A 13,070-nucleotide genomic window follows, 5' to 3' on the forward strand; every position below is an offset into this window, starting at 1 on the left:
GCCAAAGACGCTACCGCGGTTTTATTATTGCGCATTAAATTCTGCCGGGACTTGCCCTAAGAGCATGATATGAGCAGCCCATGGACAGTTTGCTTACCCTGATTTCCCCTTCCGCGCTGGTTCTTTCTTTCGGAGTCGCGCTTCTCGCTGGCCTCGTGAAGGGCATGGTGGGCTTTGCGATGCCGATGATCCTGATTTCCGGGCTCGGCAGCTTCCTGTCGCCCGAGCTGGCGCTGGCCGGGCTGATCCTGCCGACGCTCGCGACCAATGCCATCCAGGCGTTGCAGCACGGCGCCGGGGCGGCGCTGGGATCGCTGCGCAGGTTCCGCATCTTCCTCGGCTGCGGCCTCACCTTCCTGCTGCTGTCGTCGCAGCTGGTGCGGGTGCTCCCGGTCGAGGTGCTGCTGGCGATGATCGGCGCGCCGGTGGCGGTGTTCTGCGCGCTGCAGATCGCCGGCTGGCGCCCGCACCTGAAGAACGGCCAGACGCCGCTGGTCGAGGCCACGGTGGGCAGCGTCGCCGGCTTCCTCGGCGGCATGTCCGGGGTCTGGGGCCCGCCCATGGTCGCCTACCTGACCGCCATCGACACCGAGAAGCGCGAGCAGATCCGCATCCAGGGTGTGGCCTACGGCCTTGGCGCGGTGGCACTGGTGGCCGCACACACGCTCTCGGGGGTGCTCAATGCGCAGACGGTGAAGTTCTCGGCGCTGATGCTGGCCCCCGCCCTGCTGGGCATGTGGGTCGGGATGCGGATCCACGACCGCATCGACCAGACCACCTTCCGCCGGATCACGCTCTGGGTGCTGCTGATCGCGGCGCTGAACCTGCTGCGCCGCGCCTTCTTCGCCTGAGCGTTACCGGCCCGGATCAGCCCAGCGCCGGTTCCGCCGCGTATTTCTCGAGCATTGCCGGGTCCACCTCGACCCCGAGCCCCGGCCCGGTGGGCACGTGTACCCGCCCCTTCCGCACCGGGAAAGGCTCGGTGAGGATGTCCTCGGAGGCGTAGTAGGTGGACATGTAGTACTCGCAGTCGAGCCGCAGATCGGGCAGCGCCGCCATCAGGTGCGCCCCCGCCGCGTGGGCGAGCCCGGTCTCGAACATGCAGCCGCCGTAGACCTCGATCCCCGCCGCCCGCGCGATGGCGCCGACCTCGAGCGACCGCCGGATGCCGCCGGACTTCATCACCTTCAGCGAGAAGATGTCGGCCATGCGGATCTGCGCGCCGTAGAGCGCCTCGCGGACGCCGAACACCGACTCGTCGGCCATGATCGGCGTGTCGATGACATGGGTGATGTGGGCCAGCGCCTCGCGCTCGTGCATCTTCACCGGCTGCTCGACGAAGGTCGGGCGGAAGGCCTCGAGATCGCGGATGCAGCGCACCGCGTCATAGGTCGGAAGGCCCTGGTTGTAGTCGATGCGCAGGTCGGCCTCGGCGCCGTAGATGCCGCGCAGCTTCTCGAGCCGCATCAGGTCGAAGGCATGGCCCGCGAAGCCGGTCTTCATCTTGAAGATCCGCACGCCGTCCTCCCACATGGCAGCCACGTCCTCTAGATCCTTGCCGAAATCGGGATTGGCGACCGAGAAGCTGAGCCGCATGTCCTCGCGCATCCGCCCGCCGACCAGTTCGCTTACCGAAAGCCCGCTGATCTTGCCGGCAAGGTCCAGCAGCGCCATCTCGAGCGCGGCCTTGGCCTCGGCATGGCCGGTGAGCAGCGTCTCGACCAGCGCCATGATCGGCTCGACCTGCACCGGGTCGCGCCCAAGGAGGTGTTCGCGCAGGTAGACGTGCAGCGCCGCCACCGCACCCTCGGCGGTGCCGGTGAAGACCGGCCAGGGCGCGGCCTCGCCCCAGCCGGTGAGGCCGGTGTCGGTCCCCAGCTCCAGGATCACCGTGTGGATATCGGCAACGTCGCCGATGCCGTGGGAATGCACCGCCTTGCCGGGGATGCGGATGCGGTGGACGCGCAGGGTTCGGATCTTGTGGTCGCTCATCGGCTTGGCCCCCAAATGTCAGTAGCGTGGATCGTCGAGCCCGGCGGCGAAGCGGTCCGGGGCCAGCGACTGGTGGAACCAGCGCAGGAAGGTGTAGATCGAGAAGACCGGCAGCCCCAGCGCCTTGCGCAGGTCCGCCGCATAGGGCGTCATGTTGGTGCATTCGAGCACGATGGCCCCGACCTCGGGGTGTTGGCTCACCAGCGCCCGACCGGCCTGCAGCAGGTCGCGGCGGCAGGCGTCGAAGTCGATGTCGAGCTCGTCGCCGAGGATCGCGCGGGTAAACTCGGTCCCCGCCTCGGTGCTCATGATCGGTGTGTCGAGCGGCACGTTCGCCGCCGCAAGGTGGGCGTCGGTGAGGGTCGAGGCCGAGATCGTCAGGATGCCCACGCGCTTGCCCGGCGGCAGCATCGCCTGCACCATCGGCACCTGCATCAGCGACGAGGTCGCCACCGGCACCGGCACGGCGCTGGCGATCTGGTCCTGCACGATGGAGAGGAAACCGCAGTTGGTGGTGATGCCGTCGCAGCCATGCGCCACCAGATCCTGCGCCGCGGCGATGAAAAGATCGACCAGCACCCGCGCGTCCTGCCGCACCACCTTCTCCGGGGTCGCGCTGCGCACGATGCGGAACTGCACCGGGAAGGGCCAGGTGGCGGCGTTGCCGATGTCTCCGGGAATGCGCGGGAACCGCGTCTCGAGCATCAGGATGCCCAGGTTGGCCCCAAAGACGGTCTTGCCGCCGCGTTCGGTCGTCATCGTCGCTCTCCTGTCCGCACCCGGCGCAGAACGCGCCCGGGCGCGGGCAGTGTCAAGGGGTGCCGCTTCTGATGCCCAAGGCCAGGACCAGCATTGCCCGCAGGGTGACCAACCGGCCGGGCGCCCTGCCCCGGAGAAGCGCTTACCCCAGGCGGTCGCTCAGAACGCCTGCGCCGCGGCCACCGCGCGCTTCCACGCGGCGTATTTCTCTTCGCGCAGGTCCGCGTCCATGGCTGCCTCGAACTTGCGCTCCAGCGCCCAGGTCGCGGCGAAGCCCTCCATGTCCGGGTAGATCCCCGCCCGCTGCCCGGCGAGCCAGGCTGCGCCCATCGCCGTGGTCTCGAGCACCTGCGGCCGGTCGACCGATGCGCCGGTGATGTCGGCGAGGAACTGCATCGCCCAGTCGCTGGCGCTCATGCCGCCGTCGACGCGCAGCGCCGTGTCATCGGCGCCGGTCCAGTCGGCGTGCATCGCCTCGAGCAGGTCTCGGGTCTGGTAGCCGACGCTCTCAAGCGCCGCGCGGGCAAGCTCGGCCGGGCCGCTGTTGCGGGTGAGCCCGAAGACCGCGCCCCGGCATTCGGCGTTCCAGTAGGGCGCACCGAGGCCGGTGAAGGCCGGCACCAGCACGATCCCCTGCGCGGCATCGGCGGCCTCGGCCAGTGGCTGGCTCTCGCGCGCTTCGCGGATCACCTTGAGCCCGTCGCGCAGCCACTGGATCACCGCGCCCGCGATGAAGATGGAGCCCTCGAGCGCATAGGTCCGCTTGCCGTCGAGCTGGTAGGCGATGGTCGAGAGCAACCGATTCTGCGAGGTCACCAGCTCCTCGCCGGTGTTCAGAAGCGCAAAGCAGCCGGTGCCGTAGGTGGACTTGAGCATCCCCGGCCGGAAGCAGGCCTGCCCGATGGTCGCCGCCTGCTGGTCGCCCGCGACGCCGAGGATCGGGATCTCGGTGCCAAAGAGATCGGCGCGCGCCATGCCAAAATCGGCGGCGCAATCGCGCACCTCGGGCAGCATCGACATGGGGATGCCGAGCAGCTCGCACATGGTCGAGGACCAGCGCCCGTGGCGGATGTCGTAGAGCATGGTGCGGGCGGCGTTGGTGGCGTCGGTGACGTGCTCGCGCCCGCCGGTCATCTTCCAGATGAGCCAGGTGTCCACGGTGCCGAAGACCAGCTCTCCGGCCTCGGCCCGGGCCCGCGCGCCCTCGACATTGTCGAGGATCCACGCCACCTTGGTGCCCGAGAAATACGGGTCGAGCAACAGCCCGGTCTTGCGGGTCACCGTTTCTTCGTGGCCCTCGGCCTTCAGCGCCTTGCAGAACTCCGAGGTGCGCCGGTCCTGCCAGACGATGGCGTTATAGACCGGCTGGCCGGTGTTGCGGTCCCAGACCAGCGTCGTCTCGCGCTGGTTGGTGATGCCGATGCCGGCGATGTCCGCGGCGCCCAGCCCCGCCTTCTCCATCACCCCGCGGCAGGTCGCGGCGGTGGTGGTCCACAGGTCCGAGCAGTCGTGCTCGACCCAGCCCGAATGCGGATAATGCTGGGCGAACTCCTCCTGCGCGATGGCGGCAATCTTCAGGTCCTTGTCGAACAGAATGGCCCGGCTCGACGTGGTGCCCTGGTCGATCGCTAGAATGTAACCCATCTCTCCCCCCGATAGTCTGCGTCACACGCGGCGCTCAGGCCGCAACAGTTTGCGGGCGATGTCAATTCGCCCCGATCATTTTGCCTGTCGCTCAGCCCACGGCCCGGGTCTCGTGCCGGCGCCGCGCCGCCATGTAATCCTCGAGCGCAGCGACCTGCGGCTCCGACAGGTGCAGGCCCAGCTTTGTGCGCCGCCAGAGCACGTCCTCGGCGGTGCGGGCGAATTCCTTGGTCATCAGCCAGTCGACCTCGGCACCGCAGAGCGTCGCACCGAAATCCGGTCCGAGGTCGTCGGCGATGCGCGGAGAGCCCAGCGCCTGCACCGCCTCGGTGCCGTAGGTGCGCACCAGCCGCCGGGCCCAGCGGTCCGACAGGAACGGGCAGGCCTTCTGCAGATCGAAGATCTGGCGGTCGACGCCATCCGCCGGGAAATCCCCGCCGGGCAGCGGCGCGCCGGCGGTCCACGGGTCGGTGACGCCGCTGATGTGCTCTCCGATGCGGGCCATCGCGCCCTCGGCCAGGCGCCGGTAGGTGGTGATCTTGCCGCCGAACACGTTCAGCACCGGCGCCCCGCCGGCGCCCTCGACCTTGAGCGTGTAGTCCCGTGTCGCCGCCGTGGCGCTGGTCGCGCCGTCATCGTAGAGCGGCCGCACGCCGGAATAGGTCCAGACCACGTCGTCCTTCGTGATCTCGCGCTTGAAGTAGCGGTTGGCGAAGGCGATCAGGTAATCGCGTTCCTCGGGGGTACAGACCGGCGGGCTGTCGGGGTCGTGGTGTTCCGCGTCGGTGGTGCCGATCAGGGTGAAATCCTGCTCGTAGGGAATGGCGAAGATGATCCGCCCGTCGGTGCCCTGGAAGAAGTAGCACTTGTCATGATCGTAGAGCTTGCGCGTAACGATGTGCGAGCCGCGCACCAGCCGCACACCTTCGTTCACGTTGAGATGAACGGTGTCCTTGATGATCTCGCCGACCCACGGACCGCCCGCGTTCACCAGCATCCGCGCACGGTGCACGGCGGTCTCGCCGGTCTCGGTATCACGGGTCTCGACCCGCCAGACGCCGTACTCGCGCGCCGCCGAGAGCACCTTGGTGCGGGTGAGGATGGTCGCGCCGCGCGCCTCGGCATCGCGGGCGTTCAGCACCACGAGGCGCGAATCCTGCACCCAGCAGTCGGAATATTCGTAGGCGGTCTCGAAGCGGTCGTCGATCGGCGCGCCCTCGGGGGTGCCGGGCAGGCTCAGCGAGGTGGTGCCGGGCAGGATCTTCCGGCCACCGAGATGGTCGTACATGAAGAGCCCCAGCCGGATCAGCCAGGCCGGGCGGCGGCCCTTCATCCACGGCATCACGGTCGTAAGAAGCTTCGAGGTCGGCGTCTCGCTCTCGAACCGCATCGAAGGGTGGTAGGGCAGCACGAAGCGCATCGGCCAGCTGATGTGGGGCATCGCGCGCAGCAGGGTCTCGCGCTCGATCAGCGCTTCGCGGACGAGGCGGAATTCGAAGTACTCGAGGTAGCGCAGGCCGCCGTGGAAGAGCTTGGTCGAGGCAGAGGACGTGGCGGAGGCAAGGTCGTTCATCTCTGCCAGCGTGACCGAGAGGCCGCGGCCCGCGGCGTCGCGTGCGATGCCGCAGCCGTTGATGCCACCACCGATGATAAAGAGGTCCGTCGCGTCGCTCTCTTCCATGAGTTGCCCTGCCTTCTGCTTGTTCCGGCGCCACAGTGATACGACCATGATTGCGCGTTTCGCAACCGTTGGTTTTCGTTTTCGTTCGTTTTCCCGTCACCGGCAATCGTGCCGGGCGACGGTTTCCGAGGGTTTCCTAACTCAATCCAATGGCCCCACCGAATGTTCCGCCCCTCGCCCGAGGTTTGCGAAAAACCGCGAACCGGTCCGGGCCTCGGATCGCCGGGTCAGGCGGCCCGGCCCGGGGCGCGCGACGGCCGGGACCGGCTGCCGCCTTGACACTTCGGGGCCTCCCCCCCATGAAACCGGAGCAACCGGAACAAGAGGCAGTGTTCATGGCGAAAGAGAAGGAAAAGGGCGGGATCCTGGAGACCGTCAAGACGATCGTCTACGCCCTGCTGATCGCAGGCGTTTTCCGCACCCTGTTCTTCCAGCCGTTCTGGATTCCCTCGGGTTCGATGAAGGACACGCTGCTGATCGGCGACTTCCTGTTCGTGAACAAGATGAGCTACGGCTATTCCTACGCCTCCTGCCCCTCGATCCGCCTGCCGCAGATCGGCATCGACATCGACGCCAAGGACATCTGCGGATGGCTCGGCGGCGACAACGAGCGCCTTTTCGGCTCGGAGCCCGAGCGCGGCGACATCGTGGTGTTCCGCCACCCGGTCCACGGCACCGACTTCATCAAGCGCCTGATCGGACTGCCCGGCGACCGCATCCAGGTCAAAAACGGCCTGCTCTACATCAACGATGAGCCCGTCCAGGTCGAGCGCAACGGCACCTTCACCGAGGTCGCCGAGCCGCAGGGCCCGCAGCAGCTACGCCCGCGCTGCGAGAACGGCCCGGTGGGCACCGGCGGCACCTGCGAGAAATCGCGCTGGACCGAGACCCTTCCGAACGGCAAGACTCATGACATCCTGAACATCGCGATGCAGGGATCGGACAATACCGGAGTCTACACCGTGCCCGCTGGTCACTATTTCATGATGGGCGACAACCGCGACAACTCGTCCGACAGCCGCGTGCCGAACGCCGCAGGTGGCGTCGGCTTCGTTCCCTTCGAAAACCTGATCGGCAAGGCCAATCGCGTGGTGTTCTCGTCCGCGGGCAACTCCATGCTCTACTTCTGGACTTGGCGCGCCAACCGCTTCTTCCACAAACTGCAATGAAACGCTCTGCCGAGATAGCCGCGCTCGAGCAGCGTCTCGGCCACCGCTTCGCCGACCCGGAGCGGCTGCGCCGCGCGCTCACCCATTCGTCGATGTCCGCGCCGGGCCGCGAGGACAACCAGCGGCTCGAGTTCCTCGGCGACCGCGTGCTGGGCCTTGTCATGGCCGAGGCGCTGCTGTCCGAAGATCGCGGCGCCAGCGAAGGCCAGCTGGCACCCCGCTTCAACGCGCTGGTGCGCAAGGAAGCCTGCGCCGAGGTCGCCCGCGAAATCGACCTCGGGGCCGCGCTGAAGCTCGGGCGCTCCGAGATGATGTCCGGCGGGCGGCGCAAGATGGCGCTGCTGGGCGACGCCATGGAGGCGGTGATCGCGGCGGTCTATCTCGACGCCGGGTTCGGCACCGCCAAGGCGCTGGTGCTGCGGCTCTGGGGCGACCGCATCGCGCGGGTCGAGGAAGACGCGCGCGACGCCAAGACCTCTCTGCAGGAATGGGCTCAGGCGCGCGGCATGGTGCCGCCGAGCTACACCGAGGTCGCCCGCGAGGGGCCGGACCACGCACCAGTCTTCACCATCGAGGCCAGGCTCGAGAACGGCGCCGCGGCGCGTGCCACCGCCGGCTCCAAGCGCAAGGCCGAACAGCAGGCCGCCTCGGGGCTTCTCGACAAGGTGACCAATGGCTGACGGCGTCGGGCCGGGCCCGGGCAGCGGGCCCGGCGCGCGCGGCAACGCCCTTGGCGCGCTCTTCATGGTCATCGCCATGACACTCTTCGCGGTCGAGGATTCGCTCTTCAAATCCGTCACCCCCGCCCTGCCCCCCGGGGTCGCCACGCTGATCTTCGGCCTGACAGGCACCACGCTCTACGTGCTGATGACGCTGCGCGCCGGCGAGCCGGTGCTGCATCCGGCGATCCTGCGGCCCTCGCTGATGATCCGCACCTTCTTCGAGATCGTCGGGCGGCTGTTCTTCGCCCTGTCGCTGGCCTACACGCCGCTGTCGGTCACCTCGTCGATCCTTCAGGCGGCACCGCTCGTGGTGACCGCGGGCGCGGCGCTCCTGCTGAACGAGACGGTGGGCCCCCGGCGCTGGGCCGCCATGGCCATCGGCTTCGTCGGCGTGCTGATGATCCTGCGCCCCACCCCGGACGCCTTCCGCCCCGACGCGCTGCTGGCGGTGGCTGGGATGATCGGATTCGCCATGCGCGACCTCTTCACCCGCGCGAGCCCGCCCGCGGTCTCGGCCAACCAGCTGGGCGTTCTGGGCTTTGCGGTCATCGTCACCGCGGGCCTGCTGATGCTGCCCTTCGACCCGACCCCGCCGCGCCTGCCCGACGCGGGCGAGCTCTGGCGGCTGCTGCTGACCGGCGTCGTGGGCGTGACCGCCTATACCGCGCTCACCCGCGCGATGCGCAGCGGCGAGGTCTCGGTGGTCGCGCCGTTCCGCTACTCACGTCTGCTGGTCGCGTTGCTCTTCGCCTTCCTCTTCTTCGGCGAGCGCCCCGACCTCTGGACCCTCGCCGGTGGCGCGCTGATCGTCACGAGCGGGCTCTACACCCTGATCCGCAGCGCCCGCAAAGGCTGAACCGCCGCGCGCGATCGTCCCGAAACCTTGCCACTCCAAAAGTTTCGCCCGAAATCGGCGCGAGATCCCAACGCACAGTGCAGAGATTGCAGCACCTCCGGAGGCTCCGATCCCTTCTCGCCCCCGCGTTCCTGCTCGGCGCCACCCCCGCCAGCGCCCTCGACACCGCAAGCGACGTCGATCTCAGGGAGTCCACGGCCTTCCTCATCAACACCAACGGCGACCTCAGCGCCGAGATCAATTCGGTGATCCCGACCTCCGGGCGCGACCTCTGCCGCATCGGCTGCACCTAAGTACCGCGCGGGCAGCGGGCGGGTGTCCGGGATTCTGAACGCCCGCACTCGGGTCGCCCGCCAGAACCGAAGGCGACGCGGGCACTGGTCCGCACCGGCGCAATGAGGTAAAGGCATCCGATCACAGAACCGGATCGCCCAATGACCACACGCGCAGGCTTCATAGCCCTCATCGGAGAGCCCAACGCGGGCAAATCCACGCTCACCAACCGCATGGTCGGGGCGAAGGTCTCGATCGTGACGCACAAGGTGCAGACGACCCGCGCCCGCATCCGCGGCGTGGCAATGGAGGGTGACAGCCAGCTGATCTTCGTCGACACGCCCGGCCTCTTCAAGCCGCGCCGCCGGCTCGACCGGGCGATGGTCGCCGCCGCCTGGGGCGGTGCTGCGGACGCGGACATCATCGTGCTGCTGATCGAGGCCCACCGCGGCGTCACCGAAGGCGTCGAACGCATCATCGACGGGCTGGCCGAGCTGCCGCACGGTCGCAAGGTGGCGCTGGCGATCAACAAGATCGACCGCGTCGAGGCACCGGTGCTGCTGGCGTTGTCCAAGGACCTGAACGACCGCTACGCCTTTGCCAACACCTTCATGATTTCGGCCGAGCGCGGCTACGGCGTCGCCGACCTGCGCAAGTGGCTGGCCGAAGAGGTCCCCGAGAGCCCGTGGCTCTACCCCGAGGACCAGATCGCCGACCTGCCGATGCGCATGATCGCGGCCGAGATGACCCGCGAGAAGCTCACCCTGCGGCTGCACCAGGAGCTGCCCTACCAGCTTACCGTCGAGACCGAGCACTGGCAGGAGCGCGAGGACGGCAGCGCCCGCATCGACCAGATCATCTATGTCTCGCGCGACGGCCACAAGGGCATCGTGCTGGGCCACAAGGGCGAGACGATCAAGGCCATCGGACAGGCCGCCCGCGCCGAGATCGAGGAATTCCTCGGGCGCAAGATCCACCTCTTCCTGCAGGTGAAGGTGCGCGAGAACTGGCAGGACGAGGCCGAGCGTTATTCCGAGATGGGGCTCGACTTCAAGGACGGCAACTAGGCCGATGGCCCGCCTCACGACCCGGTTCTGGGTCGACGCCTACCTGGCGCGGCTGTCATTCCAGAACATCCCCGCCTATGTCACCGCCCATGGCGACGACAGCGCCGGGGCGGTGCTGGTCAAGCTCGCGACGCTCGATGGCCGGGCACGGGCCTTTGCCCGCAGCTTCGACCTGATGAGCGGCGAGCGGCGCTGGGAAGAGCTGACCTCGGGCGACGAGCGCGAGGTCGATGCGTCGGTGGCAAAACAGCGCAGCTTCGACCCGGATCTCTGGGTGATCGAGGTCGAGGACCGGCAGGGCCGCCACCTGCTCGACGAGGAAGGTCTGGCCTGAACTGCCCTTCCTGACGCAAGCCCCGCGTGGTTAGGGTTTGCTGTTAAGGGCGCGGGGGCGCCGAGCCGCGGTTTCCCCTTAGGTAGCGCATGAGCCGCCCGGTGAGGGATTGCTTCCTCCTTGCGCTCGAGCCGTGCGATGCGGCCTGCCCTTCCCGGCGCAACACCGCTGCGGGCGGCCTGCAAACTCAGCGCAACCGCCCTGCGACGCCGCCATGCTCCCCCTAGCGCAAGAGCCGCGCAATGCCGACCTGCAGCCCGCCCGCAGCGGTGAAGCCGGCGCAGAGCATCCCCGACCAGCGCAGCACCCCGCCCCAGCCGATCCGTGTCGGATCGACGAAGAAATACGGGTAGATGCCCTCGAGCTGGCCGCGCAGCAGCGCGTAGGCCACGTAGGCCAGCGGCCAGAGCAGCCAGCTCAGCGCCGTGGTGAAGCGCAGCCCGTGCTTGGGCGCGGCGACCAGCCAGAACAGCACCACGAGGATCGGCGTCACCGTGTGCAGGCCGACATCGGCGATCCCGGAGAGGCCGAGCCCCTCCCACGGGCTGGCGAGCAGCAGGTGGTAGACCACGCCGGTGATCGCGATCCAGAGCGTCACGCCGCCCAGCCACGCGGGCCGCGCCATGCGCCCCGAAGAAGCGATGCGCAGGAAGGTCACCGCCACCAGAAGGTTGGTCAGGATGGTGTAGAAGCGCGCCAGCCGCCACGCGGTCTCGAACGCGCTGTGGTCCGGGTTCTCCTGCGCGGTGGCAGCGAACTGCACACCCAGCGCGACAAAGGTCAGCAGGGCGATGATGGCGGCGAAGACACGGGCGGGCTGGCTCATGCAACGACGGTCTCGCAACTTGCGGCGGCGGGCAAGCCGTCGGATAGTCCGACGCATGGACTGGCGCGACACCGGCATACTCCTCTCGGCCCGCAGGCATGGCGAGACCTCCGCCATCCTCGAGATCTTCACGGCCGGCCACGGGCGCCACATGGGCGTGCTGCGCGGCGGGGCGTCGCGCAGGATCGCGCCCTCGCTGCAACCGGGCGCGCAGCTCGACGTGGCGTGGCGGGCGCGGCTCGAGGACCACATGGGGGCCTGGACGGTCGAGCCGCAGCGCTCGCGCGCGGCGACGGCGATGGCGGACCGGCTGTCGCTGGCGGGGCTCAACGCGGTGGTGGCGCTGCTGGCCTTCTGCCTGCCCGAGCGCGAGTCGCACCCGGCGCTCTATGCGCGCTCCGAGAACCTGCTCGACCTCCTGGGCCAGCGCGAGCTCTGGCCGCTGGCCTACCTGCGCTGGGAAATGGCGCTGCTCGACGAGATGGGTTTCGGGCTCGATCTCTCGGCCTGCGCCGTCACCGGCATCAACGAGCCGCTGGATTTCGTCTCGCCGCGCACCGGCCGCGCGGTCTCGGCGGTGGGCGCGGGCGACTGGGCGGAGCGGCTGCTGCCCCTGCCCCCCGTGCTTCTGGGGCGCGGCCCCGCCCCCGATCACGAGATCCTCGCCGGACTGAAGACCACCGGTCACTTCCTTGAGAACCGGCTCGCCAACCAGCTCCGCGACAGGCCGCTTCCCGCCGCCCGGGCGCAGTTCGTCGAGCGCCTGGCCCGCTCCGTCAACTAAGTCGACGCAGCGTCCCTTCCCTCGCCCGGGAAAGAACGCTACGTATCCCTCATGCGCTGGACTCTGCCAAATACCCTCACCGCGCTCCGCCTTCTGGCCGCACCCGGCCTGGCGGTGATGTTCCTCTATTTCTCGCGCCCGCTGGCCGACTGGTTCGCGCTGCTGCTCTTCGTGAGCGCCGCCGTCACCGACTGGTTCGACGGCTACATCGCCCGGGCGTGGTCGTTGGAATCGAAGATGGGCGCGATGCTCGACCCCATCGCCGACAAGGCGATGGTTGTGATCGCCCTGATGGTGATCGTGGGCTACTCGTCGATGTCACCGTGGCTGGTGCTGCCGGCGACCTTCATCCTCTTCCGCGAGGTCTTCGTTTCGGGGCTGCGCGAGTATCTCGGCGACACCGCCGGTACGCTCAAGGTCACCAAGCTCGCCAAGTGGAAGACGACGTTCCAGATGGTCGCCATCGCGGTGCTCTTCGCGCAGGGCGTGTTCGAGCATTACCTCGCCGTCAGCGTCGAGGGGCTGGACCCGGGACAGGTCGGTGCCATCCTCGACCGCGAGGTCCCGGACCCGCACGGGCTGATCTGGAAGGAACAGGGGATGTTCTACGCCGGTCACATCGGCCTGACCCTGCTCTGGGTCGCCGCCGCGCTGACGCTGGTCACCGGCTGGGACTACTTCACCAAGGCACTGCCGCACCTGAGGGATCCGAAATGATCGATGTGCTCTACTTCGCATGGGTGCGCGAGCGCATCGGCCTGCCGAAGGAGCGGGTCGAGTCGCAGGCGACCACCGTCCGCGAGCTGGTCGAGGAACTGCGTGCGCGCGAGGAACGCTACGAGGCGGCCTTTGCCGACCTCTCGGCGCTGCGGGTGGCGGTCGACCAGGAGCTGGCGGATTTCGACGCCCCGCTGGCGGGGGTGCGCGAGCTTGCCTTCTTCCCGCCGATGACCGGGGGCTGAG

General features: G+C 68.5%; 15 protein-coding genes. 10 read left to right on the plus strand and 5 right to left on the minus strand.

Translation table 11 applies throughout. The features are described from left to right. Positions 1-80: 80 nt before the first annotated feature. On the plus strand, positions 81-851 hold the full coding sequence (locus BLQ77_RS11215) for a sulfite exporter TauE/SafE family protein (protein WP_008883111.1): 771 nt from the start codon (positions 81-83) through the stop codon (positions 849-851). 16 nt (positions 852-867) lie between these two features. On the opposite strand, the gene BLQ77_RS11220 is transcribed toward BLQ77_RS11215, so the two are convergent. The 4 genes from BLQ77_RS11220 to glpD all read right to left on the minus strand — a co-directional run bounded on the left by BLQ77_RS11220 (position 868) and on the right by glpD (position 6,076). Beyond that, entirely contained in the window at positions 868-1,992 is a 1,125-nt protein-coding gene (locus BLQ77_RS11220) for an enolase C-terminal domain-like protein (protein ID WP_089958991.1), read from the minus strand. A gap of 18 nt (positions 1,993-2,010) precedes the next feature. Beyond that, on the minus strand, positions 2,011-2,751 hold the full coding sequence (locus BLQ77_RS11225) for an aspartate/glutamate racemase family protein (RefSeq protein ID WP_089958994.1): 741 nt from the start codon (positions 2,749-2,751) through the stop codon (positions 2,011-2,013). 159 nt (positions 2,752-2,910) lie between these two features. Then, on the minus strand, positions 2,911-4,395 hold the full coding sequence (glpK, locus tag BLQ77_RS11230) for a glycerol kinase GlpK (protein WP_089958999.1): 1,485 nt from the start codon (positions 4,393-4,395) through the stop codon (positions 2,911-2,913). A 91-nt stretch (positions 4,396-4,486) separates the two neighbouring features. Next, positions 4,487-6,076 carry a glycerol-3-phosphate dehydrogenase gene (gene glpD / locus BLQ77_RS11235; protein ID WP_089959002.1) on the minus strand — a complete coding sequence of 530 codons (1,590 nt, stop codon included), beginning with the start codon at positions 6,074-6,076 and terminating at the stop codon, positions 4,487-4,489. A 335-nt stretch (positions 6,077-6,411) separates the two neighbouring features. Here glpD and lepB point away from each other — a divergent pair, with 335 nt between their 5' ends. The 6 genes from lepB (at position 6,412) to BLQ77_RS11265 (ending at position 10,497) form a co-directional block, all read left to right on the plus strand. After that, positions 6,412-7,245 carry a signal peptidase I gene (lepB, locus tag BLQ77_RS11240; protein ID WP_040383644.1) on the plus strand — a complete coding sequence of 278 codons (834 nt, stop codon included), beginning with the start codon at positions 6,412-6,414 and terminating at the stop codon, positions 7,243-7,245. After that, positions 7,242-7,925 carry a ribonuclease III gene (rnc, locus tag BLQ77_RS11245; protein ID WP_008883420.1) on the plus strand — a complete coding sequence of 228 codons (684 nt, stop codon included), beginning with the start codon at positions 7,242-7,244 and terminating at the stop codon, positions 7,923-7,925. The genes lepB and rnc overlap by 4 nt, the downstream gene beginning before the upstream one ends. Continuing rightward, positions 7,918-8,823 carry a DMT family transporter gene (locus tag BLQ77_RS11250; protein WP_089959006.1) on the plus strand — a complete coding sequence of 302 codons (906 nt, stop codon included), beginning with the start codon at positions 7,918-7,920 and terminating at the stop codon, positions 8,821-8,823. Before rnc ends, BLQ77_RS11250 begins: the two co-directional genes overlap by 8 nt. A gap of 86 nt (positions 8,824-8,909) precedes the next feature. After that, positions 8,910-9,116: a hypothetical protein gene (locus BLQ77_RS11255; RefSeq protein WP_089959009.1), complete on the plus strand. Its 207-nt coding sequence runs from the start codon at positions 8,910-8,912 to the stop codon at positions 9,114-9,116. A 141-nt stretch (positions 9,117-9,257) separates the two neighbouring features. Continuing rightward, positions 9,258-10,163, plus strand: a complete 906-nt coding sequence (era, locus tag BLQ77_RS11260; protein WP_089959012.1) for a GTPase Era — start codon at positions 9,258-9,260, stop codon at positions 10,161-10,163. A gap of 4 nt (positions 10,164-10,167) precedes the next feature. Further along, positions 10,168-10,497: a DUF1491 family protein gene (locus BLQ77_RS11265; protein ID WP_089959016.1), complete on the plus strand. Its 330-nt coding sequence runs from the start codon at positions 10,168-10,170 to the stop codon at positions 10,495-10,497. Positions 10,498-10,720: 223 nt separating this feature from the next. On the opposite strand, the gene BLQ77_RS11270 is transcribed toward BLQ77_RS11265, so the two are convergent. Then, positions 10,721-11,323, minus strand: a complete 603-nt coding sequence (locus BLQ77_RS11270; RefSeq protein WP_089959019.1) for a Pr6Pr family membrane protein — start codon at positions 11,321-11,323, stop codon at positions 10,721-10,723. A 55-nt stretch (positions 11,324-11,378) separates the two neighbouring features. Between BLQ77_RS11270 and recO the strand changes: the two genes are divergently transcribed. Genes recO through moaD form a run of 3 tightly spaced genes read left to right on the plus strand, consistent with a single transcriptional unit; the run spans position 11,379 to position 13,069 of the window. Further along, positions 11,379-12,107: a DNA repair protein RecO gene (gene recO, locus BLQ77_RS11275; RefSeq protein WP_089959023.1), complete on the plus strand. Its 729-nt coding sequence runs from the start codon at positions 11,379-11,381 to the stop codon at positions 12,105-12,107. 51 nt (positions 12,108-12,158) lie between these two features. Further along, positions 12,159-12,824 carry a CDP-diacylglycerol--glycerol-3-phosphate 3-phosphatidyltransferase gene (gene pgsA, locus BLQ77_RS11280; RefSeq protein ID WP_040383647.1) on the plus strand — a complete coding sequence of 222 codons (666 nt, stop codon included), beginning with the start codon at positions 12,159-12,161 and terminating at the stop codon, positions 12,822-12,824. Continuing rightward, a complete protein-coding gene (moaD, locus tag BLQ77_RS11285) occupies positions 12,821-13,069 on the plus strand; it encodes a molybdopterin converting factor subunit 1 (RefSeq protein ID WP_083791741.1) in 249 nt (82 codons plus the stop codon). The genes pgsA and moaD overlap by 4 nt, the downstream gene beginning before the upstream one ends. Position 13,070 lies beyond the last annotated feature (1 nt).

It is taken from the genome of Salipiger thiooxidans, from assembly GCF_900102075.1.
Lineage (GTDB): Bacteria > Pseudomonadota > Alphaproteobacteria > Rhodobacterales > Rhodobacteraceae > Salipiger > Salipiger thiooxidans.

What these genes read in the sequence shown, in the direction of transcription:
- BLQ77_RS11215 (WP_008883111.1), top strand. Translation starts at nt 81, where the DNA reads ATGGACAGTTTGCTTACCCTGATTTCCCCTTCCGCGCTGGTTCTTTCT.
- BLQ77_RS11220 (WP_089958991.1), bottom strand. Translation starts at nt 1,992, where the DNA reads ATGAGCGACCACAAGATCCGAACCCTGCGCGTCCACCGCATCCGCATC.
- BLQ77_RS11225 (WP_089958994.1), bottom strand. Translation starts at nt 2,751, where the DNA reads ATGACGACCGAACGCGGCGGCAAGACCGTCTTTGGGGCCAACCTGGGC.
- glpK (WP_089958999.1), bottom strand. Translation starts at nt 4,395, where the DNA reads ATGGGTTACATTCTAGCGATCGACCAGGGCACCACGTCGAGCCGGGCC.
- glpD (WP_089959002.1), bottom strand. Translation starts at nt 6,076, where the DNA reads ATGGAAGAGAGCGACGCGACGGACCTCTTTATCATCGGTGGTGGCATC.
- lepB (WP_040383644.1), top strand. Translation starts at nt 6,412, where the DNA reads ATGGCGAAAGAGAAGGAAAAGGGCGGGATCCTGGAGACCGTCAAGACG.
- rnc (WP_008883420.1), top strand. Translation starts at nt 7,242, where the DNA reads ATGAAACGCTCTGCCGAGATAGCCGCGCTCGAGCAGCGTCTCGGCCAC.
- BLQ77_RS11250 (WP_089959006.1), top strand. Translation starts at nt 7,918, where the DNA reads ATGGCTGACGGCGTCGGGCCGGGCCCGGGCAGCGGGCCCGGCGCGCGC.
- era (WP_089959012.1), top strand. Translation starts at nt 9,258, where the DNA reads ATGACCACACGCGCAGGCTTCATAGCCCTCATCGGAGAGCCCAACGCG.
- BLQ77_RS11265 (WP_089959016.1), top strand. Translation starts at nt 10,168, where the DNA reads ATGGCCCGCCTCACGACCCGGTTCTGGGTCGACGCCTACCTGGCGCGG.
- BLQ77_RS11270 (WP_089959019.1), bottom strand. Translation starts at nt 11,323, where the DNA reads ATGAGCCAGCCCGCCCGTGTCTTCGCCGCCATCATCGCCCTGCTGACC.
- recO (WP_089959023.1), top strand. Translation starts at nt 11,379, where the DNA reads ATGGACTGGCGCGACACCGGCATACTCCTCTCGGCCCGCAGGCATGGC.
- pgsA (WP_040383647.1), top strand. Translation starts at nt 12,159, where the DNA reads ATGCGCTGGACTCTGCCAAATACCCTCACCGCGCTCCGCCTTCTGGCC.
- moaD (WP_083791741.1), top strand. Translation starts at nt 12,821, where the DNA reads ATGATCGATGTGCTCTACTTCGCATGGGTGCGCGAGCGCATCGGCCTG.